Origin of the sequence: Synechococcus sp. A15-62, assembly GCF_014280075.1 — a bacterium.
Lineage (GTDB): Bacteria > Cyanobacteriota > Cyanobacteriia > PCC-6307 > Cyanobiaceae > Parasynechococcus.
This window is the reverse complement of sequence record NZ_CP047950.1, coordinates 301,968-322,692: the sequence shown is the minus strand read 5'-3', so window position 1 is coordinate 322,692 and position 20,725 is coordinate 301,968. Positions and strand designations below refer to the sequence as shown.

The 20,725-nt window shown below is 58.4% G+C and carries 22 protein-coding genes and 1 tRNA gene; 13 read left to right on the top strand and 10 right to left on the bottom strand.

The window, feature by feature from the left end:
* Nucleotides 1–2: 2 nt before the first annotated feature.
* Nucleotides 3–875 (top strand): CPBP family intramembrane glutamic endopeptidase, encoded by an 873-nt coding sequence (locus tag SynA1562_RS01610; RefSeq protein WP_186494512.1) that lies wholly within the window; start codon nucleotides 3–5, stop codon nucleotides 873–875.
* Here the strand turns inward: SynA1562_RS01610 and SynA1562_RS01605 are convergent.
* Nucleotides 815–2,404 (bottom strand): photosystem II high light acclimation radical SAM protein, encoded by a 1,590-nt coding sequence (locus tag SynA1562_RS01605; RefSeq protein ID WP_186494511.1) that lies wholly within the window; start codon nucleotides 2,402–2,404, stop codon nucleotides 815–817. The two genes, SynA1562_RS01610 and SynA1562_RS01605, sit on opposite strands and share 61 nt — an antisense overlap.
* Before the next feature lie 172 nt (nucleotides 2,405–2,576).
* Here SynA1562_RS01605 and psbA point away from each other — a divergent pair, with 172 nt between their 5' ends.
* From psbA to aroC, 4 genes are all read left to right on the top strand, one after another.
* On the top strand, nucleotides 2,577–3,656 hold the full coding sequence (gene psbA / locus SynA1562_RS01600) for a photosystem II q(b) protein (RefSeq protein WP_006850357.1): 1,080 nt from the start codon (nucleotides 2,577–2,579) through the stop codon (nucleotides 3,654–3,656).
* Between the two features lie 220 nt (nucleotides 3,657–3,876).
* Nucleotides 3,877–4,635, top strand: coding sequence for an aspartyl/asparaginyl beta-hydroxylase domain-containing protein (locus SynA1562_RS01595; protein ID WP_186494510.1), 759 nt, complete (start codon nucleotides 3,877–3,879; stop codon nucleotides 4,633–4,635).
* A complete protein-coding gene (locus SynA1562_RS01590; RefSeq protein WP_186494509.1) occupies nucleotides 4,632–5,090 on the top strand; it encodes a cupin domain-containing protein in 459 nt (152 codons plus the stop codon). Before SynA1562_RS01595 ends, SynA1562_RS01590 begins: the two co-directional genes overlap by 4 nt.
* A 39-nt stretch (nucleotides 5,091–5,129) precedes the next feature.
* On the top strand, nucleotides 5,130–6,224 hold the full coding sequence (gene aroC, locus SynA1562_RS01585) for a chorismate synthase (protein WP_186494508.1): 1,095 nt from the start codon (nucleotides 5,130–5,132) through the stop codon (nucleotides 6,222–6,224).
* Between the two features lie 19 nt (nucleotides 6,225–6,243).
* Here aroC and SynA1562_RS01580 read toward each other — a convergent pair whose 3' ends face one another.
* The 5 genes from SynA1562_RS01580 to SynA1562_RS01560 form a co-directional block, all read right to left on the bottom strand.
* Nucleotides 6,244–6,711 carry a hypothetical protein gene (locus tag SynA1562_RS01580; protein WP_186494507.1) on the bottom strand — a complete coding sequence of 156 codons (468 nt, stop codon included), beginning with the start codon at nucleotides 6,709–6,711 and terminating at the stop codon, nucleotides 6,244–6,246.
* 62 nt (nucleotides 6,712–6,773) lie between these two features.
* Nucleotides 6,774–7,418, bottom strand: a complete 645-nt coding sequence (locus SynA1562_RS01575) for a bifunctional 4-hydroxy-2-oxoglutarate aldolase/2-dehydro-3-deoxy-phosphogluconate aldolase (RefSeq protein WP_255445688.1) — start codon at nucleotides 7,416–7,418, stop codon at nucleotides 6,774–6,776.
* A 28-nt stretch (nucleotides 7,419–7,446) separates the two neighbouring features.
* Nucleotides 7,447–9,297, bottom strand: a complete 1,851-nt coding sequence (gene ftsH / locus SynA1562_RS01570; protein ID WP_186494505.1) for an ATP-dependent zinc metalloprotease FtsH — start codon at nucleotides 9,295–9,297, stop codon at nucleotides 7,447–7,449.
* Nucleotides 9,298–9,341: 44 nt separating this feature from the next.
* A complete protein-coding gene (gene sat, locus SynA1562_RS01565; RefSeq protein WP_186494504.1) occupies nucleotides 9,342–10,514 on the bottom strand; it encodes a sulfate adenylyltransferase in 1,173 nt (390 codons plus the stop codon).
* 104 nt (nucleotides 10,515–10,618) lie between these two features.
* Nucleotides 10,619–11,449: a photosystem II manganese-stabilizing polypeptide gene (locus SynA1562_RS01560; RefSeq protein WP_186494503.1), complete on the bottom strand. Its 831-nt coding sequence runs from the start codon at nucleotides 11,447–11,449 to the stop codon at nucleotides 10,619–10,621.
* A gap of 156 nt (nucleotides 11,450–11,605) precedes the next feature.
* Here SynA1562_RS01560 and SynA1562_RS01555 point away from each other — a divergent pair, with 156 nt between their 5' ends.
* Entirely contained in the window at nucleotides 11,606–11,875 is a 270-nt protein-coding gene (locus SynA1562_RS01555; protein ID WP_255445687.1) for a hypothetical protein, read from the top strand.
* Here the strand turns inward: SynA1562_RS01555 and coaBC are convergent.
* Both coaBC and SynA1562_RS01545 read right to left on the bottom strand, forming a co-directional pair.
* Nucleotides 11,848–13,146, bottom strand: a complete 1,299-nt coding sequence (gene coaBC, locus SynA1562_RS01550; protein ID WP_186494501.1) for a bifunctional phosphopantothenoylcysteine decarboxylase/phosphopantothenate--cysteine ligase CoaBC — start codon at nucleotides 13,144–13,146, stop codon at nucleotides 11,848–11,850. The two genes, SynA1562_RS01555 and coaBC, sit on opposite strands and share 28 nt — an antisense overlap.
* A complete protein-coding gene (locus SynA1562_RS01545) occupies nucleotides 13,136–13,336 on the bottom strand; it encodes a DUF2555 domain-containing protein (RefSeq protein ID WP_011363324.1) in 201 nt (66 codons plus the stop codon). Before SynA1562_RS01545 ends, coaBC begins: the two co-directional genes overlap by 11 nt.
* Nucleotides 13,337–13,402: 66 nt before the next feature.
* On the opposite strand from SynA1562_RS01545, the gene SynA1562_RS01540 reads away from it, so the two are divergent.
* The 5 genes from SynA1562_RS01540 to SynA1562_RS01520 all read left to right on the top strand — a co-directional run bounded on the left by SynA1562_RS01540 (nucleotide 13,403) and on the right by SynA1562_RS01520 (nucleotide 16,008).
* A tRNA-Ala gene (locus SynA1562_RS01540) sits at nucleotides 13,403–13,475 on the top strand.
* An 8-nt stretch (nucleotides 13,476–13,483) separates the two neighbouring features.
* Nucleotides 13,484–13,621: a hypothetical protein gene (locus SynA1562_RS01535; RefSeq protein ID WP_186494500.1), complete on the top strand. Its 138-nt coding sequence runs from the start codon at nucleotides 13,484–13,486 to the stop codon at nucleotides 13,619–13,621.
* 44 nt (nucleotides 13,622–13,665) lie between these two features.
* Nucleotides 13,666–13,866, top strand: a complete 201-nt coding sequence (locus SynA1562_RS01530) for a hypothetical protein (RefSeq protein WP_011363323.1) — start codon at nucleotides 13,666–13,668, stop codon at nucleotides 13,864–13,866.
* A gap of 176 nt (nucleotides 13,867–14,042) precedes the next feature.
* Nucleotides 14,043–14,423 carry a DUF565 domain-containing protein gene (locus SynA1562_RS01525; protein ID WP_049749403.1) on the top strand — a complete coding sequence of 127 codons (381 nt, stop codon included), beginning with the start codon at nucleotides 14,043–14,045 and terminating at the stop codon, nucleotides 14,421–14,423.
* A 70-nt stretch (nucleotides 14,424–14,493) separates the two neighbouring features.
* Nucleotides 14,494–16,008 carry an NAD(P)/FAD-dependent oxidoreductase gene (locus tag SynA1562_RS01520; protein ID WP_186494499.1) on the top strand — a complete coding sequence of 505 codons (1,515 nt, stop codon included), beginning with the start codon at nucleotides 14,494–14,496 and terminating at the stop codon, nucleotides 16,006–16,008.
* On the opposite strand, the gene SynA1562_RS01515 is transcribed toward SynA1562_RS01520, so the two are convergent.
* Together SynA1562_RS01515 and SynA1562_RS01510 are read right to left on the bottom strand one after the other, a co-directional pair.
* On the bottom strand, nucleotides 15,948–16,997 hold the full coding sequence (locus SynA1562_RS01515) for an aspartate carbamoyltransferase catalytic subunit (RefSeq protein ID WP_186494498.1): 1,050 nt from the start codon (nucleotides 16,995–16,997) through the stop codon (nucleotides 15,948–15,950). The two genes, SynA1562_RS01520 and SynA1562_RS01515, sit on opposite strands and share 61 nt — an antisense overlap.
* Nucleotides 16,994–17,596: a DNA-3-methyladenine glycosylase gene (locus tag SynA1562_RS01510; RefSeq protein ID WP_186495252.1), complete on the bottom strand. Its 603-nt coding sequence runs from the start codon at nucleotides 17,594–17,596 to the stop codon at nucleotides 16,994–16,996. Before SynA1562_RS01510 ends, SynA1562_RS01515 begins: the two co-directional genes overlap by 4 nt.
* 83 nt (nucleotides 17,597–17,679) lie before the next feature.
* Here SynA1562_RS01510 and SynA1562_RS01505 point away from each other — a divergent pair, with 83 nt between their 5' ends.
* Nucleotides 17,680–18,402 (top strand): class I SAM-dependent methyltransferase, encoded by a 723-nt coding sequence (locus SynA1562_RS01505; RefSeq protein ID WP_186494497.1) that lies wholly within the window; start codon nucleotides 17,680–17,682, stop codon nucleotides 18,400–18,402.
* A 615-nt stretch (nucleotides 18,403–19,017) separates the two neighbouring features.
* Nucleotides 19,018–19,278 carry a hypothetical protein gene (locus tag SynA1562_RS01500; protein WP_186494496.1) on the top strand — a complete coding sequence of 87 codons (261 nt, stop codon included), beginning with the start codon at nucleotides 19,018–19,020 and terminating at the stop codon, nucleotides 19,276–19,278.
* The last annotated feature ends 1,447 nt before the right edge of the window (nucleotides 19,279–20,725 follow it).

The window sequence follows — 20,725 nt, the reverse complement described above, 5'->3', positions numbered from 1 at the left end:
CGATGCTGCAACCGCTGAACAGGTTCCTCCTGCTTCAGCCGTTCTGGCTGCCCACGGTTCTCTTCATTCCTCTGCTTTACGCGTTGGGGTGGATAGCAGCGCTTCCGTTAACCCTCATTGGGCTGCAAACAGATCAGGTCTCCCTCACCGGAACGGTGCTGAGTTTTGTGCTGTTCATCGCGCTGATGCCTCGATGGGTCGCCATGCGTTGGTCGGCTGAACAACCTTGGGCGGCCCTGGGCATCTGCCGATCAAACCGGCAAGAACAACCGGCGCCTGCAGCAGCTCTTCTCAAAGGTCTGCTCATTGCCGCAGGGCTGCTGACGGTGATCACAAGCGTCGTTCTGCTCGAAGGCTCGGGAAATTGGCGAGGCGAAGTGGATGCAACTCAGCTGATGAATGCTGTGTTGCTCTGCCTCGGCGTTGGCTTTGCAGAGGAATTGATTTTCCGCGGCTGGCTCTGGACGGAACTCAATCAATTGATGGGCTCGCGTCGTGCAGCCTTGGCTCAGGCCAGCATCTTCAGCCTCGTTCACACGCGCTTCAACCTGGGACTGGGTGCCATGAGCGGCCTGCTGATCGGCCTGTTTCTTCTGGGATTGGTGCTGGCCAGACAGCGTCAATCGAACCGGGGATCACTTTGGGGCTGCATCGGCCTACATGGCGGACTTGTCGCTGGATGGTTTTTGCTGCAGAGCGGCTTGCTTCAGCTGTCAACCAATGCGCCGTCGTGGTTGGTGGGCCCAGGAGGAAGCGCCCCAAACCCACTTGGGGGAGCTGTAGGACTGATCAGTTTGCTGATCCTGCTGCTGATTCAGCGCACAGCCGTTGCCAAGGCAGCCCGGCCGGCCACAGGGGCTCGCAACGCTTCCTGAAGCGAAGCCACGCCGTAATCCCTTTCGAGGAGTGACATAACTGTGCGACCGAAATCCGCAGGATTGCGATCAAAAGCCTCAAGACACACACGGCCAAAGGTGCTCCCCATCGGTTCAGGGTTCCAGAGCAGCTTGCGCGCCGTCCACGGCATCATGCTCATCGGGTTGTAACCCGGCTTGATCAGACCCTGATCAAAGCCGTATTGCTCCAAGTGGGTATGGGGCTGCAAACCGATGAAAAAGATTGCTGGCTCAACCAAATCAGCGCCGAAAATGGCCTCCAGCTCACGGTGATAAGCCACGGTCTGACGGATCGTTTCCGGCCGCTCGTCGATCACATTGAAGGAGTAATTCACCGACACATGGTCTCGGAAGCCCGCATCCGCCAGCATCCGACAACTCTCCAGAACGGTGCGCAGGTTGTACCCCATACGCATCTTGCGGACGAGCTCCTGAGAACCGGACGTAATGCCGATCTCGAAATAACTCATGCCCGTCTCCACCATGAGCTGAGCCAATTCGGAGTCCAGATTGTCGGCGCGGATGTAGGCGGCCCAACGAATGCCGGTCAGCCCTTCAGCTTTGATCGCCCGCAGCAGTTCCTTGGCGTCTTCGATGTAGCGCCGCGCAGGAATGAACTGAGCATCGGTGAACCAGAAACCACGCACCCCGCGGTCATAAAGCTGGCGCATCTCTTTCACCACCTCATCAACGGGGTTGAGACGCACCTGCTTGCCTTCCACCACCGTGTAGACGCAGTAACAGCAGTTGTGAGGGCAACCGCGCTTGGTCTGAACTCCGACGTAGAAATCACCACCTTCCAGGTACCAATCCAGCTGGGGCCAGATCGAGGCGATGTAGTCGTAATTGCAGGCGGTTTTGGGCCGACTTTCCGGCTGCTCATGGATCAGGCCTGAACGTGGCTTCTCCCCAACCACGAAGCAACGTTCGCCCTCGAGGGTGTGACCCTGGATCAACTTCTCCAGCAGCGGCTCCCCCTCACCGATAGACACAACTGTTCCCTTGGGGAGCGACTTGCCGAGTTGCTCATAGAACACACTGACGGCTCCACCGCCGAGCACTGCTCTAGCAGCAGGCTGGTGGCGTCGCGCACGTTTCAAGCCCTGACGCACCAGACGCTGGTTTCTGTGCAGCTCGCCGTAATGGCTGCTCATCAACTGAAGCCCACCCAAGGCGCCATGCAGACGTTTCAGTGGATTTCGGGCATAGAACACCTCAAATGAGTTCTGTAGGGGGTTGCCGCCACGGCCATCGACCGGCGCATAGATCTGAATGTCTCTCCAGGAAAAAACCAACAGCGTCGGCTGGAACTGATCAACGGTGGCCTCCAGCACGCGGTGGACATCCAGAACCGGCAGAGCCGCCAGGTCAAGGATGCGCTGGGGCATCTCCGGAAAACACTTGTGGAGATGGTCGGCGAGATAAATCGGTCCGATCGGAAAGATCGGATTGCAGGGCAGCCGCACCAGCAACACCCGTTCTTGTTGTGGTGCCACGTCAGCTGCCATGGGGGGTTTCGGGACGCTAACAAGCGCTGCCGCCGAAAGGGATGAAGGCTTCTTCACAACAACTTCATCAAGCCAGCGACACACAGCGCAATCTTCCTTTACACTCCCGAACAGGCAGGGCTGTCCTGCCCTTCCTTAAACCGTTCCTTCGGGAACATTTCTTTCCGTTCTCATGACCACCACCCTCCAGCAGCGCTCCGGCGCTTCCAGCTGGCAGGCCTTCTGTGAGTGGGTCACCTCCACCAACAACCGTCTGTATGTCGGTTGGTTCGGTGTGCTGATGATCCCCACACTGCTGGCTGCCACCATCTGTTTCGTCATCGCTTTCGTCGCCGCTCCTCCGGTCGACATCGATGGCATCCGTGAGCCCGTCGCTGGCTCCTTGATCTACGGCAACAACATCATCTCTGGTGCTGTTGTTCCTTCCAGCAACGCCATCGGCCTGCACTTCTACCCCATCTGGGAAGCTGCTTCCCTCGATGAGTGGCTGTACAACGGCGGCCCCTTCCAGCTGGTTGTTTTCCACTTCCTCATCGGCATCTACGCCTACATGGGTCGTGAGTGGGAACTCTCCTACCGCCTGGGCATGCGCCCCTGGATCTGCGTTGCCTACAGCGCACCTGTCGCTGCAGCCTCCGCTGTCTTCCTGGTTTACCCCTTCGGTCAGGGTTCCTTCTCTGACGCAATGCCCCTGGGCATCTCTGGCACCTTCAACTACATGTTGGTGTTCCAGGCCGAGCACAACATCCTGATGCACCCCTTCCACATGCTGGGCGTCGCAGGTGTTTTCGGCGGCAGCCTGTTCTCCGCCATGCACGGCTCCCTGGTGACCTCCTCCCTGGTGCGTGAAACCACCGAGAGCGAGTCCCAGAACTACGGCTACAAGTTCGGCCAAGAGGAAGAGACCTACAACATCGTGGCTGCCCACGGTTACTTCGGTCGCCTGATCTTCCAATACGCCTCCTTCAACAACAGCCGTAGCCTTCACTTCTTCCTGGCTGCCTGGCCTGTTGTCGGCATCTGGTTCACCGCCCTCGGCGTGTCAACCATGGCCTTCAACCTGAACGGCTTCAACTTCAACCAGTCCATCCTTGATGGTCAGGGCCGCGTCCTGAACACCTGGGCTGATGTGCTGAACCGTGCCGGCCTCGGCATGGAAGTGATGCACGAGCGCAACGCTCACAACTTCCCCCTCGACCTGGCTGCTGCTGAGTCCACTCCTGTGGCTCTGCAAGCTCCTGCCATCGGTTGATCTGGAATCAACAAACGATTCAGATCAACTGAATCGGAAAGCCCCCTCCTCGGAGGGGGCTTTTTGTTGTGCAGGCAGTTCTTGGAGTCGGATCAACCGCGATCAGGTAACGCCAACACTGCCTGGAACGACTAATCCAATCACCGCCACACAGATCCGCCCAACCCCTCCGTATCGAGATCAGCATGCAAAGCTCCTCGATCGAGAGAGTCGGCACAGCGTGAGCAGCTCAAAGGCAAAGCGAAAACAACGCACCCCCATCCAACGTGTGATCCGCTGGGGACCATGGCACTACCGCTTCTGGCGCGAAATCGCACGCTGGTGCTACGAGCAATCGCTGCACAACCCTGCAGTCGTTCCGGCGGACGTCGGCTTCCCAGCCCATCGGCAGCTGCTGGAGTGTTATCAGCAGATCCGTCAGGAGACGCTGGAAGTGGCCCTCTCGGGGCGCTTGCCCGCCAACCACGACATCATGCAGCAACAGCGCACGCTGTATGAATTCGACCGCAAGATCTGGGGGATGCTGCCCTTACGGGGATATGGCTACAACTACCCCGCCAATCAGGCGCTGATCCCCTCCCTGCGGAGCTTTCTCCAGCATCATCCTTACGTTGTTTCGGCTGCCGTGAGTCTGTTCCCCCCCGGGAAGGTTCTACGACCCCACAAAGGTCCCTTCAAAGGGGTATGGAGATATCACCTGCCGTTGTACGTGGAGGATTTTGGCGACGGCCGCAGTTCCTGCGAACTGACAATTGATGGCCAGAACTATTACCTGCAGGAGGGTGAAGGATTTCTCTGGGACGACACCTTCATGCACTCCGCCATCAATCGCTCCAACCAGCCAAGGGTGGTGTTGCTGTTCGACGTCTTTCGCAAAGACCAACCGTTTTGGCTGGTTGGGATGAGCTGGATCTTCCTCTGGGTGGCTCAGATCTGGCAGCACGTGCAGAACATGCGCGGGCGTGCAGGACTGCAATGAATCAGACGGAAGCCCTGATCCAGCAGCTCGGCCTGATGCCTCATCCGGAGGGGGGCTGGTACCGCGAGTTGCATCGCAGTTCAGACCAAGTGCAGCGACAGGACGGTGCCGAGCGATCTGCCTTGACGGCCATTCTGTTTTTGCTGCCCGCCGGTGCTGTGAGTTGCTGGCATCGGGTGATCGGTGCAGACGAAGTCTGGACGCACGTTGATGGGGCAACCCTGGAGCTCTTGCAGTGCCAGGCCGATGGCACAGGGCTGCAACGTGATGCGTTGCAGCCATCGAACCCCGTCCAGGTGGTTCCCGCCAACGCCTGGCAGGCGGCGAGAAGTCTGGGTGACTACTCCCTGGTGAGCTGTTGTGTAGGACCAGGGTTTGACTTCTTCGATTTCGAGATGGCCCGGCAGCAACCCACGACAGAACGCCCAAAATTGCCCCATCCGGAGTTGATCTGAACCGATGGCTTCGTAGCCTCTCCGCATCGATCAATGGCCATGGGCAGCAGCTTCGGCGACCTCTTCCGGATCAGCACCTTCGGTGAATCCCACGGGGGAGGGGTGGGTGTGATTGTTGAGGGCTGTCCACCACGGCTCAACCTCAGCGTCGAATCGATTCAGGCCGAACTGGATCGACGCAAGCCAGGCCAGAGTCACATCACCACACCGCGAAAGGAAGCGGACCAGGTGGAAGTTCTCAGTGGCCTGCTGGATGGCGAGACCACGCTTGGCACCCCAATCGCCATGGTCGTGCGGAACAAGGACCAACGGCCGGGGGATTACAAGGACATGGCGGTCGCCTTCCGCCCATCCCATGCCGATGCCACTTACCAGGCCAAATATGGAATTCAGGCCCGCAGCGGTGGGGGACGTGCATCGGCACGGGAAACCATCGGCCGAGTCGCTGCAGGTGCAATCGCCAAGCAGATGCTGAAACAAGCGGCAGGAACTGAAATCCTGGCCTGGGTGAAGCGGATCCACAACATCGAAGCCTCCGGCATCGACCCGCAACGGGTTCAGCTCAGCGATGTAGAAGCCAACATCGTGCGATGTCCCGAACCGGCGGTAGCCGAGCGGATGGTTAAGCGCATCGAAGCCATCGGCCGCGAAGGTGATTCCTGCGGCGGGGTGATCGAATGCGTGGTGCGCCATCCCGCCGTTGGTTTAGGCATGCCGGTGTTCGACAAACTCGAGGCCGACCTCGCCAAAGCTGTGATGTCGTTACCGGCCACCAAGGGTTTTGAAATTGGGTCCGGTTTCGATGGAACGCTGTTGAAAGGCAGCGAGCACAACGATGCTTTTCTGCCGAGCGACGACGGTCGGCTGAAAACCGCCACCAACAACTCCGGTGGCATCCAGGGGGGCATCAGCAATGGTGAGCCGATTGTGATCCGGGTGGCCTTCAAGCCAACGGCCACGATCCGCAAAGAGCAGCAGACCATCAATTCCGATGGCAAGGCCACCAAACTCGCAGGGAAAGGACGGCATGACCCCTGCGTTCTGCCGCGGGCCGTACCGATGGTGGAGGCGATGGTGGCACTCGTTCTGGCTGATCACCTGCTGAGGCAACAGGGGCAATGCAGCCTTTGGTGAGCACCACCATTCGTTCAGATCAAACGGAACCCACCGCTGAGCTGACGTTGGAGCTCGCCGCCGCCGCGGCCGTTTTCGTTTTTGCAGCGCTACGGGTTCGGGTGCGGCGGGCGGGCTTTTTGCTGGCCTGAGCCTTGGCTGAGGCAGGTTTCTTGGCGGCCATCGTTTTCTTCACGGTCCGGCGTGCACGGCCGGTGGTGCCACGGCTGCGGTGACTCAACACCAGGGCCCACTCCTCATCACTGAGGGTGGATGGCTTGCTGCCATGGGCATAGGACAGCTTGGCCGCCTTCTCGATGTCCTTGATCAGATTCGTCCAGGACGTGGCAAAACGCTTGTCGGACTGCGATTTCGCGCCGCTTTCCACCAGGGTCTCCACAACACCTGCAGCCGAAACCTTCTTGCGCCGGCGATTGAAGATCTCCTTCTGAAGCTGAGCGATCAGGGCATCGGCCTTGTCGCTGAGCTTGATCGTGAGCTGCGACATGACGCAGTTGGATAGCTATCTCATCTGTAGCATCTTGGACGCACGTCGACCAGTCGTTGGCATCAGCGCTGGGTTGTCGATTGGCGCAACCAGTCCAGAAGTGACTGAAAGGCAGGCGGCGATCCCACCACCCTGCGGCCCAGGGCAACGGCTCCATGCCCAGCCTCCAGCCATGCGGGCAAATCGCTCACCTCAAGACCACCAGCGGCAATCACAAAGGGCAAGGGGCCCAGGGGTGCCCGCAAGCGGCCCCAATACCCAGGCCCAAGGTTGACGGCGGGAAACAACTTGACGACATGACAGCCGAACTGAATGGCTTGATGCACCTCCGTGGGGCTGAAAACTCCAGGCACCAACAAAACACCAAGCTCTCTGGCCTGCTCCACAAGCTCCGGACACCAGCACGGTGCCATCGCATAGCTGAGATCCAGCCGCGAAAGATCGTTAAGCGCCTTGGAGACCGTCACCGAGGCCGCCCCCAGATTCAGTCCCGGGCAATGGTCCTGCACCCGTTGCATGAACCCCATCCAGCCTGGCTGGTCCAGCCAGGCAACCTCGAGATGCCGAAGTCCTGCAGCATGAAGCTGCTGCACCTGCTCCAACAAACCCGAGCCTGAACCTGCAGCCACGAGGTCGCCTGGCTCAGGCCGAATCACCAACAAAAGAGGCTGGTGCTGCAGGGAAGCCACCAAGAGCTCTTGCCGCACCAGCCAAGGATTGGAAGACGAATCGAAATCAGACGTATTTGGCGACCCGGACGTCACGTTTGATCAGCAGCTCCTGAAGCTCTTCAGCATCAACAGTCTCCTGCTCAACGAGCATCTCAGCCAATTCATCGAGAACGGCTCGGTTGTCAACGAGAACCTTGGTGGCCCGCTTGTAGGCCACATCCACCAGCTCAGAGACCTCTTTGTCGATCATCGCGGCGGTTTCCTCAGAGAAGTCACGCTCTGCAGCGATGTCGCGTCCAAGGAACATGCCACCTTGCGCACGCCCAAGGGCAACGGGCCCCAGCTCGTCGCTCATGCCGAAGCGGGTGATCATCTGACGCGCGGTTGAAGCGACCTGCTGGAGGTCGTTAGAGGCACCCGTGGTGACCTCATCTTCGCCGTAGACAATCTCTTCAGCCACCCGGCCGCCAAGGGCCACGGCCATCTGGTTCTGGAGATAAGCCCGTGAATACAGGCCGGATTCCATCCGCTCCTCACTGGGGGTGAAGAAGGTCAGACCACCGGCGTTACCGCGGGGAATGATGGAGATCTTCTGAACCGGGTCGTAGTCAGGCATCAGGGCACCCACAAGGGCGTGACCAGCCTCGTGATAAGCAACAAGGCGAGCACGACGCTCACTCATCACGCGGTCCTTCTTCTCAGGACCAGCCATCACCCGTTCAATGGCATCGCTGATTTCGTCGTTGCTCACTTCGGTGAGTTCGCGACGGGCGGCAAGGATGGCGGCTTCGTTGAGAAGGTTGGCCAGATCAGCGCCGGTGTAGCCGGGTGTCCGGCGGGCAACCTTGTCGAGATCGACATCCTTGGCAAGGGTCTTGCCGCGGGCATGGACGCCAAGGATTTGTAGGCGTCCGGAATAGTCAGGGCGATCCACGGTGACCTGACGATCGAAACGACCGGGGCGCATCAAAGCAGCATCGAGCACGTCCGGGCGGTTGGTGGCCGCCACGATGATGATGCCGGTGTTGCCCTCGAAACCATCCATCTCCGTCAGGAGCTGGTTCAGCGTTTGCTCTCGCTCGTCGTTACCACCGCCGAGACCTGCGCCCCGCTGTCGACCAACGGCGTCAATTTCGTCGATGAAGACGATGCAGGGAGCGTTTTTCTTGGCTTGCTCGAAAAGATCACGAACGCGGCTGGCACCAACGCCGACGAACATCTCGACGAACTCAGAGCCGGAGATTGAGAAGAAGGGAACACCTGCTTCGCCCGCCACGGCCTTGGCGAGGAGGGTCTTACCGGTGCCGGGAGGTCCCACAAGCAGAACACCCTTTGGGATCTTGGCGCCGACCGCCGTGAAGCGGTCGGGGTTCTTGAGGAAGTCGACAACCTCGGTCAGCTCAAGCTTCGCGCCTTCAATGCCGGCAACATCGGTGAAGGTCACTTGGGTGGAGGGCTCCATCTGAACCCGCGCCTTGCTCTTGCCGAACTGCATGGCTGGATTGCCACCACCGCCGCCCTGGGCGCGCCGGAAGAGGAAGAACAGACCACCAAGCAGAAGCAGAGGAAAGATCAGACTTCCGGCAGCTTGCTGCCAGCCAGGGGTCTGACGGGAGGGCTGCACAGCGATGTCCACGCTGTGCTCGGTCAGCAAACCGAGCAGCTCACGATCAGGGGCCAGGTTGACCTGGGCACGACGGCCGTCGTTTTCAACCACCTGAGCGGTGCCTTGATCGGGAGAGATCAGCACACGGCTGATTTGGTCGTCCTTCACCGCCTCAACGAACTCGCTGTAACGGATGGTGTTCACCTGGGGCTGGCTACCACCGCCGCCACCAAAGAACGCTGGTGCAATCACAACGATCGCCAGAACCAGAAGGGCTCCGAGACCGATATTTCGCCAACGCTTGTTCACAGGTCGCCTCGTAGATGAAGGAATGTTAAACCGGTTCTCAGTCTTCAGGCGGCGCGGAGCACCTCAACCACGCTCTTGAAGGCGAACCACTCGGGAATCTCCTCACCACCGCGCAGCATCTTGCGGAACTGGGTGCCGCTGAGCTTCTTCACGTGCAGACCACGGGCTTCGGCATGCTCCGCCGTCACATAGCCCTCTTCCTGGGTGTAGACGAGGTTCATAGAAGGAACCGTTTCCATCGTGAGCTCGGGGGCGCACTCCTTGGCAAAGTTCTGCGCGTCGTAGGGGCCGTAGAAGTCGTCACCCGTGAGAGACGATTTGCAGCCGGCCATATCGCGGCCAATGATGAAGTGGGTGCATCCGTAGTTGCGGCGGATGATCATGTGCTGCAGCGCTTCACGCGGACCTGCCATGTGCATGGCGTAGGGCAGGTAAGCCCAGCGAATGCTGTCGTTGTTCACTTCGGCCGCCAGACGCTCATAGGTCTGGAAGCGAACGGCACCAGGGATGTCGTCCTGTTGGGTGGGGCCACAGGTGGGATGAACGAGCACCACGGCGTTGTCACTCACGTTCTGTGCATGCAGGGCACGGGTGAACAGCTCGTAGTGCGCGCGGTGAATGGGGTTACGGCACTGAAACGCCACCACGTCCTCGCCTTCGGGCAGGCCTGCACGCACCTCAGCCGGGGTCTTGCAGGGGAAGACCCGCTCGGGAAGTGCAAGGCCCTGGAGGCTTCCACCCAAGTAGAAGCGCTTGCGCTCCATCGTGATCATCCGCACCGCAGGGTGCTCGATGGAGGTGGTGCCGTAGCAGCCCTTGGCTTCGGCCACTTTGTTGGGTTCCCACTTGTCCTCCACCTCGAGGACGGCCAGATCCTGACCCTTGTAGGTGAGCAGCAGCTTGTCGCCCACCACCACGTCGTCGCGGTCGGTGTCCATCACGATCGGCAAACCGAACAGCTGGCCCGCTGCCAGACGATGACCACTGACCACAGCGTCGTAGTCCTCCTGGTGCATGAAGCCACGCAGGGGAGAGAAGCCACCAACGCAGAGCAGCTCCACATCACAGGCGTTGCGATCGGAACACTCGATCGTTTTGGTCGCGGTGGCTTTCACAGCGGCGCGATCAGCCTCGGCCACCAACAGATCTACCAGCGTTCCGCCGTAGGGAGCAATCACACCGGATCGCTGGGAGGGAGCGGAAGCATTGGCGGTCATGACTTCAGGGAAAGATCGGGCGATTCTCCCAGATCGCCGGAAGATTGCAATGGCCAAAAAAAAGGGGGCCTCAGCCCCCTTGCAACCAGTTGTGATGGCCCCGATCAGGCCTCTTCAAGGCGGCCGTAGAGATCACCAGTGATCTTGATGTCGACCACTTCACGACCACCCATGTCGGAGTCGGAGGGTTGGATGGCGCTGAACACGCCAGCGAATTCGCCGGTTTCAGGATCCACCTTGGTGATGGACAGGCTCATGGTTCCAACGCCATCGATGTAGCGCTTGTTGTTGTCCTTCTCGAGCTGCTCGTCGTCACCACCAAGTGCCACGAGGCCTTGGGCGTATTGAACACCAGTGGTCAGGGCACGACCCTTGGGATCGATGAAGTTGCTGGTGCGGTAGCTGGGGGTGCGGTAGGTGCCTTCAAAGTCGGTGCTGGTGGTCAACGCCGAACCCTCAGCATTGGCATTCAGTGACTTGCTGGAGAAGGTGAAGGGGAACTCCTCGCCACCGGGCACCAGAACGGTGATCGGCTGGAAGTCGATGCCGCCTTTCTCCTGGAATTGGAGGCCGGATTCCGTCACCTTCAGATCACCGAAGACAGAATCGAGGCTGGAGGTGTAACGGGTGAGGATCTTGCCCTCAACAAACTCCGCCTGCTGGCGAATGTTCTTGGGCTCCTCCTTGGCGTAGACCTGCACGGGGTGCATGCAGATCTCACGCAGCTCGTAACTGCCACCGGCAGTCAAAGGAATCGAGCCCCGTGCTGAGTCCCCGATCGTGGGGCAATCGTTGGCTTTGCCGGTGTTGTGGATGTCGTCGTAAGTGACGTTGGAACCACCACGCTGGACTGCATCACTGTCGCCGCTGCAGGCCGTAGTGAAGAACGCGAGGCAGAGCGCCAGCACGACGGCCAGCAGAGGACGAATGCGCATGGAAGGAGCCGATCGGCTGAACGCTAATGGGGACGGAATGCCGTCAGATCTGGATCTTACAGGGCGAAAAATGACGTCAGGGCTAGCCTTTTGCAGCTCTCAACAACTTGTCGAAAGCACGTGACATCCAACGATCCCGATTCGACCCAGGCACGGATGGCTCCGGCACTGGCCGCCCTGGGCGAGCTGGCAGAGGAGTTGAGAGGGAATCCAGAAGCACTGCTCACCCTGTTGCGTGAGCTTGAGGCCCTGCATCGGGACGTTCAGGACGGTCCGTTTCGTCAAAGCCTCCCTGAAAACCGCCAGAAATTGTTCACACTTCTGCAGAAGATGGAGAAAAACGGCGGCTGGCCCTACATCCCCCGGCTTCAGTTGCACACCCTCATCGACCTGCTCGGTCAGGACTCCATCGACGCCGCGGCCTGATCCCGAGCCTCGATCAGAGCGTCAAGCAAGTGATGAGCCAGAGAGAGCTTTGCCGTCACAGGCAGCTCTCGGCTCCAGCCATCTCCGAGCAACCAGCCTCCATTCGGCTGGTCTCCGAAACCCTGACCATCACGGTCCACGGGATTCACCATCATCAAATCGCAGCCCTTCGCCAGCCGCTTGCTTTCAGCCCGCTCCAGCAGATGGGCATCACTGCCTGTGAGCGCTGTGAAGCCGAGCACCAGCTGTTCAGAACGGCGTTGGCGGGTCAGGTTTGACAGCAGATCAGGCACCTCAGTCCAACCGGAGGTCAGAGCCTGCTGAAGCTCCAACTTGGTCAGCTTGCTTGGAGGAGGCCCATCCCGCCGAAGGTCAGCAACGGCAGCAGCCATCACGAGCACATCGGATCCGGGCTGAGCCAAGTGCAGAGCTGAACCGAGTTCGGCGGCACTCTCCACCGCAGTGCATTGCAGGCCCTCAAGCCAGGCATCGGGGAGGTCCAATGGGCCATGCACCAAATGCACGCAGGCACCACGGAAGCGTGCCGCCTGCGACAGAAGCACTCCCATGCGACCGCTGCTGCGGTTGCTCAGGAAACGGGCTGGATCAATCGACTCCTGGGTCGGTCCGGCCGAAACAAGAACGGACAGCCCCGACCAATCAAGGGTTGCGTCAGGAGTCACCGAGCCGCGGCTGAACACAGACGCAGCTGCCAGCTCAATCAACAGCGGATCGGCCATGCGCCCATCGCCAACGCGATCACAGGCCAACAGGCCTGACGCTGGCACGAGCGGGACCACTGCAGGAAAGGATTGAATGCGCAGCCAGTTGCCTTGCACCGCGGGGTGGCGCCACATGGCCGTGTTCATCGCCGGAGCTGCGATGACCGGAACTTCCGTTGCCAGAAGAACGCTGGCGAGCAACCCATCGGCTGAACCCTGACTCCAGCGCGCCAGGCTGCTGGCACTCAAGGGCGCGACGATGATTAACTCCGCCCACTCCGCCAACTCGATGTGCAGCGGTCTCGATGCAGCGGGGTCCCACTGGTCAGCCTCGAGGTAGCAGCGATGGCGACTGAGGCTGGCGAGGGCGACGGGGCTCACCAGGGCCGCGCCACTGGCGGTCACAAGACAGCGCACCTCAGCACCGGCCTTGATCAGCGCGCTGACGAGCAAAGGCGTCTTCACAGCAGCAATGCTGCCGCTGACGGCCACCAGCACACGCCGCCCGCACAGTGGCGACGACAGTGGCGACGCCTGCTCAGTCTTCATCAAAAGGTTCTTGGTCCACCAGGTGGTGGTACGGAAGGATCAGTTCGGGCCTGTGGATAGCCAGTGCCCGAAGCAGGTGCCAATCCGAAAGGCTGTCGAAAGGTGAGGGGTAGTCGTCCTCCTCAAGCCGGCGGGCGAGCTCGGCCGTCGATGCCTCATCAAAAGCGTCGAGCCGTTCCTGCGTGAGCATCAAGCAGTCTCTAGACGACATCAACGGCAGTTTGACGCAGGCCGTGCCGGCTAGCGTTGGCTCACCGGGGAATTAGCTCAGTTGGTAGAGCGCTGCGATCGCACCGCAGAGGTCAGGGGTTCGAATCCCCTATTCTCCACTGCGCTTTTGCAGCGTCGCCTGCCACTGATCGGCCTGTTTGCCCTTGTGGTTCTCAGCACCGTGGCACGACCGTCAGCCCTACTCACCTTCACGCTCCTTGCCGCAGCCGGTGCGATAAGTCGCGCCCCATCACGCCGCACCTGACCCACCATGAGGTAAAAGAGGGATGTTGAACTCCCCCGTAGCCGATGTCGCAATCGAAGCGCGAGCAGGTCGTGAGCCACCTGCGCTACATCCGTCAGGAGCTGCGTGAAATGCACCAGGGAGTGATGGAAGACGGCCTTCTCCCCGAAGCGGGCGAAGTTCGGGGTGTGATGGCCCAAATGGAAGCGCTGCTGGAGCTCCTCGAAGGCAAAGCGTCCAGAAAAGCGAAGGCTGAGTCCAAATAACTTTCTGCGCAAGCCATTGTCAAAGCCCTCTGCTCTGGCTTTGCTGCGCCAATCCCCATCACCTGGCCCGGGCTAAGCCCCGGGTTTTTTATTGAAATCTCCTATCCGTAGTGTCTGATGCCTGCAGATTGCCCAGATGTGGTGTATAGAGGGTGAGGCAGGGGCATGGCCGGGTGATGGGGATCACTGGTTTCAACCCTGCCTCTTCCCCTGAAACCCATGCCGTGCGACGGCTTCAATCCACCCGACTGCAGACCAACGCTGGAGCAGCGCTCCAAAGGCTGGAAAACTGGGCACGCAACCCATGGCGGCGATTGTCTTTGCTGGCGATTGCCGGGTTGATTGGCTTTTTGATCGGTACCGCGATCACACCGGTGGCAGGTGTTCTCGGTCAGATGGACCCTGTTGCAGCGCTGTTGGTGGTGCTGGGCACTGAACTCACAATTCGGCGGCAACGCAGCTCCGAACCATCACTGAAGCTGCCCCAACAGCTCCTCGATCTTGGTCGTATCGGCTTTCTCTACGGCCTCTTTCTCGAAGGGTTCAAGCTGATCTGAAGCAGAACCGTTCAAAACAGCCAACCCAGACTGCATCCATACCCTTCGGGAGGACTCCGATGGGCTGCAGGTGGCGAGCAACCATTACTTTCTGGAACTTGAACCGCCAGCTGAGCGGCTGCGTGATGCCCCGCATGTGGTCATCGTTGGCGGCGGCTTTGCAGGGGTGCATGCCTGCAAGGCTCTGGCCAAGGCGGATGTGCGCATCACCCTGATTGACAAGCGCAACTTCAACCTATTTCAGCCGTTGCTGTATCAGGTTGCTACCGGATTGGTCTCAAGGAGCGATGTCGCCACCCCTCTGAGAGAACTGGTGGGAACGCAAGACAACGTGCAGGTGCTCCTGGGCGAGGTCACCGCGGTGAACCCCGAGGGCAAGCAGATCGTGTTCAACGGCAAGGCCTACAGCTATGACCATCTGATCCTGGCGACGGGTTCGGGCAGCACCTACTTCGGCCATGAGGACTGGCGCACCTTTGCGCCCCCGATGAAAATCCTCGAGCACTCCGAAGAGATTCGACGCCGTCTGCTGATGGCGATGGAGCAGGCAGAGCAGACGCCGAATCCCGAGGCTCGCCAATTTCTGCAGACCGTTGTGATTGTGGGCGGAGGCCCCACCGGTTGTGAGATGGCTGGCGCCGTTTCAGAGCTCATGCGATGGGCTCTGAACAGTGCCTTCAAACAGCTTGATTCCCAGAAAACGAGAATCGTGTTGGTGGACCCCGGCGACAGGGTTCTGAGAGCGATGCCAGAAGAGCTCTCCAAAGAAGCCCAGAAAGCCCTTGAGCTGAATGGCGTGGAATTCATACCCCAAGGCCGCGTCCAAACCATGCGAAGCGGAGAGGTTGTGATCAGCAGCCCAGATGGGGATGTTCGTATCCAGGCGGCAACGGTGATCTGGACTGCTGGAGTCAAACCATCCCATCTGGGACAGAAGCTGACAGAGGCCACGGGCTGCGAACTCGATCGCGGTGGGAGGGTGATCGTCAATCCCGATTTCTCGATTCCGAACCATCCCGAGATCCGCATCGCCGGTGATCTATGCAGCTACAGCCACACCGTGAATGGCAAGCCACTGCCTGGGATGGCCGCTCCCGCCAAACAAGCCGGCACATTCATCGGCAAAGACATCGCGGCCATGGTGGCTGGACGTTCCCGCCCCACGTTCCGCTATTTCGATTTCGGCAGCATGGCCGTGGTGCAGGCGAGTGCCGTCGCCGACCTGCATAGCTTCAAAGTTTCCGGCCGAATGGGTCTGCTGCTTTGGGCCATTGTCCACCTGGCTTTGATGCCGAACCGGGAGAACCGGATCACGTTGAGCATCAAGTGGTTGTACGTGCTGGCTACCCGTGAGCGGGCATCAATTCTGCTCACAGACATGCCGAGCCAGCATCTGGCCCTTGATGCGGAGGATGCCCACTTCCCGATGGCCAGCGGCAAAGGTCCCTCCATCGCCGAACCGGATGCCGCCCTCAAGGCAGCCATGGATTACTACGCCCATCAACTCAGTGGCCTTCCCCAAACTCAGGAGCTGCTCGACACCAAGGAGGCCTCAGTAGCGGATTCGGAAGCTGCCATCAAATAGAGCAAGGCCATCCGAGTGGGGACGCCATTCCTGACCTGCTCTTCCACCAGGCTGCAGCGCGGGTCATCCAAGAGCGAGCCACTCAGTTCAACGCCGCGATTGACCGGGCCGGGATGCAGAACGGGAACGTTCTGACCGCAAAGCTGCATCCGCTCATGGCTCAGCCCGAAATCGCGGTGGTAGCGCTCCAGGCTGGTCAGCAACTGCTGGCCCATCCGTTCCTTCTGAAGCCGCAGGGTCATGACGGCATCGGCGCCCGGCAGTGCATGCTCCAGGCGCCGCACCACGCTGACCTTGCCCCGTTGCGGGACAGGGTCTTCCAGCAGACCTGGGGGCGGAGCATCGACGAAGGCTGCGAAATCATCCGGAACGAGGCTGGGAGGACCGCACAGCACCACATCCGCTCCACAGGCCGTCAACGCCCAGAGATTCGAACGGGCCACCCGCGAGTGAAGGATGTCTCCAACAATCACAATCCGACGTCCTTGCAGCGCCTCCGGCATGGGGTGCCGAGGAGAGAAAAAGCGGGCAAGCGTGAGCAGATCCAACAGACCCTGACTGGGATGGCTGTGAAGTCCATCGCCCCCATTGAGCACCACGGTGCGCTCGCCCATCTGCTGCAGGTCATGCGCCAGCTGCTGCGGGACACCCGTGGAACGGTGGCGCACCACCAACACATCGGCCCCCATGGCCACATAGGTGCGCGCCGTGTCGAGAACGCTTTCCCCTTTGCTAAGTGAACTGCTGGAGGGTGAAAAGCTCATCACGTCGGCCGAGAGACGCTTGGCCGCCAACTCAAAACTGCTGCGGGTTCGGGTGCTGGGCTCGAAAAACAGCGTTGCCACCAGACGCCCCTGCAAGGCGGGAAGTTTCCGGGCACCGGTGATGGGCAGCGAACGAAACCGCTGGGCCAGCTCAAGCACTGCCGCGAAGTCTTCCCGCGAAAACGAGGCGAGATCAAGAACGTGGCGATGCGGCCAGCCACTCATGACGACAGCTCCAGCGATGGCGACCAGCACTGTGGCTTGGGCGGCGTGCGATCACCCCGAGCTCGCCTGCTGACACTGCGACTGCTCCGCAGGTACCAGCGCCATGGAGTTGCAGCGCCCTGGGAGATGCCGATCCGCGTGGTTGTCACAAGATCCTGGCTGGCAAACGTGTCTGACCTTGGGGCCATCCACACGTCATGTTCGCCCGTCACCGGACGGCTGTCATCACGGCGATCAAGCCCGAAACGACGGGCCAGCAGCCCGGGGCCTGCCGCAATCCGCTCCGGTTCATCGGGAAGAGCCACGGCACGCAGCAACACACCATTGGCCCAGTCGCCCCGATCGGTGACGACGTTCACGCAGTGGTGGATGCCATAGCTGACATAGACATAGAACCGCCCTGGCTCACCGAACAGGGTTTCGTTTTGCGGTGAACGGCGGCGGTAGCCATGACAGGCGGGATCGTCCTGGGAATAGGCCTCTGTTTCCACGATCACGCCCCAGAGCAGGCTGCCGTCGCCTTGGCGCTTCACCAACCTGCATCCCACCAGATCAGGGGCAACCACTTCCGCTGGACGGCAGAAGAAGACTTGGGACAGTGCTGGGAGATCATGGTGGCTATGGGATTGGACTGGTGGATGCGTAGAAACTGGAACAAGCCGTATAATGAAGAAAGATATCAATGAAAATGAATATAAAAGAAAAAGTCAAACACTTCTTGAAATCATTCATTCCTGCAAGCGCGAGAAAGCCAGCCAAGAGAACATTATTCGCCGCACGTGAAATACTTCTTTTGCCAAGCACAGCGAAATCACTAATTGATCAATCTCAAAATCTAAGAAAACACTACCCACCTATCCAATCAGCCGAAGCACTGGCAAACAAGCACACACCAGAGCTGACCAGCACGACCAAAACACTTGACCTCGGCTGCGGCACAAGCGTCCGCAATCCCTTTGGAGCCAATGAAATATTTGGAGTTGACATAAGAAATGACCTATCTCACAACATCAAGCGAGCCGACCTTTCAGCAGAGGAGATCCCATATGACAGCAATTTTTTTGACTTCTGCACCGCATTTGACTTCCTAGAACACATACCAAGAATTTCGTGGGCAAGCGGAAAAAGCAGGCTAGCTTTTGTAGAGCTCATGAACGAAATTCACAGAGTTCTAAAACCAAGCGGTCTTTTCCTTCACGCAACTCCAACCTTTCCATCCAAGCAGGCATTTCAAGACCCCACTCATATCAATATAATGACCGAAGACACAATTCCGCTTTACTTTTGCGAGCCAAACAACTGGGCAAAAACAATTGGCTACGGATTCCACGGAAGGTTTGAGCTAGTAGAGCAGAGATGGATAGACAACATATGGGTAAGCGGGATATTAAGAGCCATCAAATAAAAGACGCAAGCCAACGAGCATAATCAATCTTCGTCAAAACTATTTGCAATTAACGCAATTAGCTCAACAATATATATTCAACAGGCTGTCTCAGTTTGACACCCTTCCGCTGCACATCATGCAGCCGAATGGAAATAGTCTTCATTTGAATGCCTTCAATCGCTCAAGCTTCTCAGCAATCGCTTCGCCGCAGAATCCTGAGACACCCAAGCAACAGCTTCTCTTCAAGTGGAGCAATACCTGTTGGATCCGTTGAACGCCACATTTTGAGTGTGTGATGGCAATTTGGTTTCTTTTCATTTGATATTGGGCGATGAGTCGCTATCGAACGAATCAAAAGCAATGAGCTCCAGTCTGATCTATTTTTCTAAGTAGATGCTGATGCTTCTGCAGTCATCATCCTGTTAGTTGATGAGTTGAGTCTTAATAGATTTCTATTTAGACAAATTCTACATATGGAGCAATCGCTTATAAAACAAGGCTTCCACCCCATCTTGGGCATACACGCTATCTGGCAACTTTTCCTTGACTAGGCGCGTGTGAAACTGACCCGTGCCCTGGCGGGCAAGTTCGTGGAGAAACCATTCGTAGATAGAGTATTTACAAGCACCCTTGATGCCTTTTGTCACAGATCTTGGAGATAATGCGATGGCGTTTCCGCTTGAGATCGGCAACATTCCGCACCAACTCATCTTCCTTGGCGTAGCGGTCTCGGCAGTGAAAGCTGATGATCCACCAGGAGCTGATGCTGTGGGGCCGGTCGTGGATATGACATTTGACATTCCGTTGCCACCTCTAGGCTTGCTTGTTGACGGCATTCTTGTTGTATGGATTTCATTTGAGTTTTTAACCCTTCTTCCCACGCATAGACATTGACGCCAATACCTCAGCATCCAGCTCATCTCTTCTGTTGCATCGCTCGCAGTCGTTGCCTCTCAATCCTCCGAATAAGCGCTGCAAGCGTCAGTTATTTATGTGAGTTGCAGGTTTTATAGGTTCACTTTATATGGATTTGCTGATACGCCAGGACTTGCAGACAAATCCAACAACATCGATTCTTCATGCGAGCTTGTTTTCATTGGCTTGTCCACCACCATGCATCAAGCCCTTAGTCACCTACTTTTAAAACTTAGTGAATAACATCTTTTTTTATTTCCCCTATCAGGCTTTTTGACAAGCTGGGGCTGACGTCTTCAATCTGCATGTGGGCTTGGCATAGGTATCCAGAGCATCTTGGTTGAGTGCCCTGTTGCCGCTGCTAAGTCTCCGATCGCCAAAGCGTGAGACAGGAAGCTATGGCGTTGGGCGCAAAGACTTTGGGGCTTTAATCCACAACGCTAAAGCAACGGAATCCACACACGACCCACCAAATGGTCGTAGATGTGCTCCAGCTGGTGACGGTAACAAACGCCAGCCCATACGGGTCGTAGTTACCCAGCTACTCCATCTCAGCCTTGTGCATCCTCAACACCTCCAGCACCTGAGAGTTCAGTGGTGCGACCCGCTCTCTGTGTATTGGTCGTCACCCAGCTGTGATGGGCTGAGGCATAGCCATCACACCCAAGCTCTTACAGACCAGCAGCTCCCCTTCTCCCCAGCAAATGCAGACCCAGTTCAGACCCCTGATTTCGGCATTTCTCAGCCCTTTGCTCAGCCAAAGCAGAAACAGCGAGTAACACCAACTCTCATTGTTCTGCAGGTCAGCAAGCACCACTTGGATTGCATCCACTCTCAGAACATCGCCCTGCACCGACCGCCCCTTTCACTTGAGCGTGTGAGAACAAAAATGGCGGTAATGGGTCATCAAGCCAGCGATGGCGCAGCCGCTCAAGCCACGCTCTTCTCTCAACCAGGAGAGGGAAGCCTCTGCATCGCTTCTGTTGCGGATGGGCTTTCCATATCGCTCCAGCAGCTTGTGGAGTGAATGGCGGCTGCCTGGCGTTTGCTCTCTGCCCTCTCCCTAGACGCCTCCAGCAATCCCACCTGCTTGCTATCCACCAGCGGCTGATATGCCATCAGAGAGCGGTAAAGGCTGCCTTGCTGGTAGTCGCTCCAGATTTGGGCGGCGATGCCGTTTGATAAAGGGCATCCTTTCCATCAATCCGCACACTCACCTCAAGGCTGCCGTTGTTGTTGCGTTGGGGAGGGTGGTTATTTCAAGAAAGGCTGCCACTACTGACACCAGGGCTACGGCAGCCCCACTGATCCAGCCAAGAAAGTAAGCACTGCTTTTAGCCCTTCGTAGCTCGGGGAGTGATCTAAAAAAAATCGGGAATTTTTATTTGAGTAGATCGGGCGTTGACTGGGCGACCCATGGCAACCA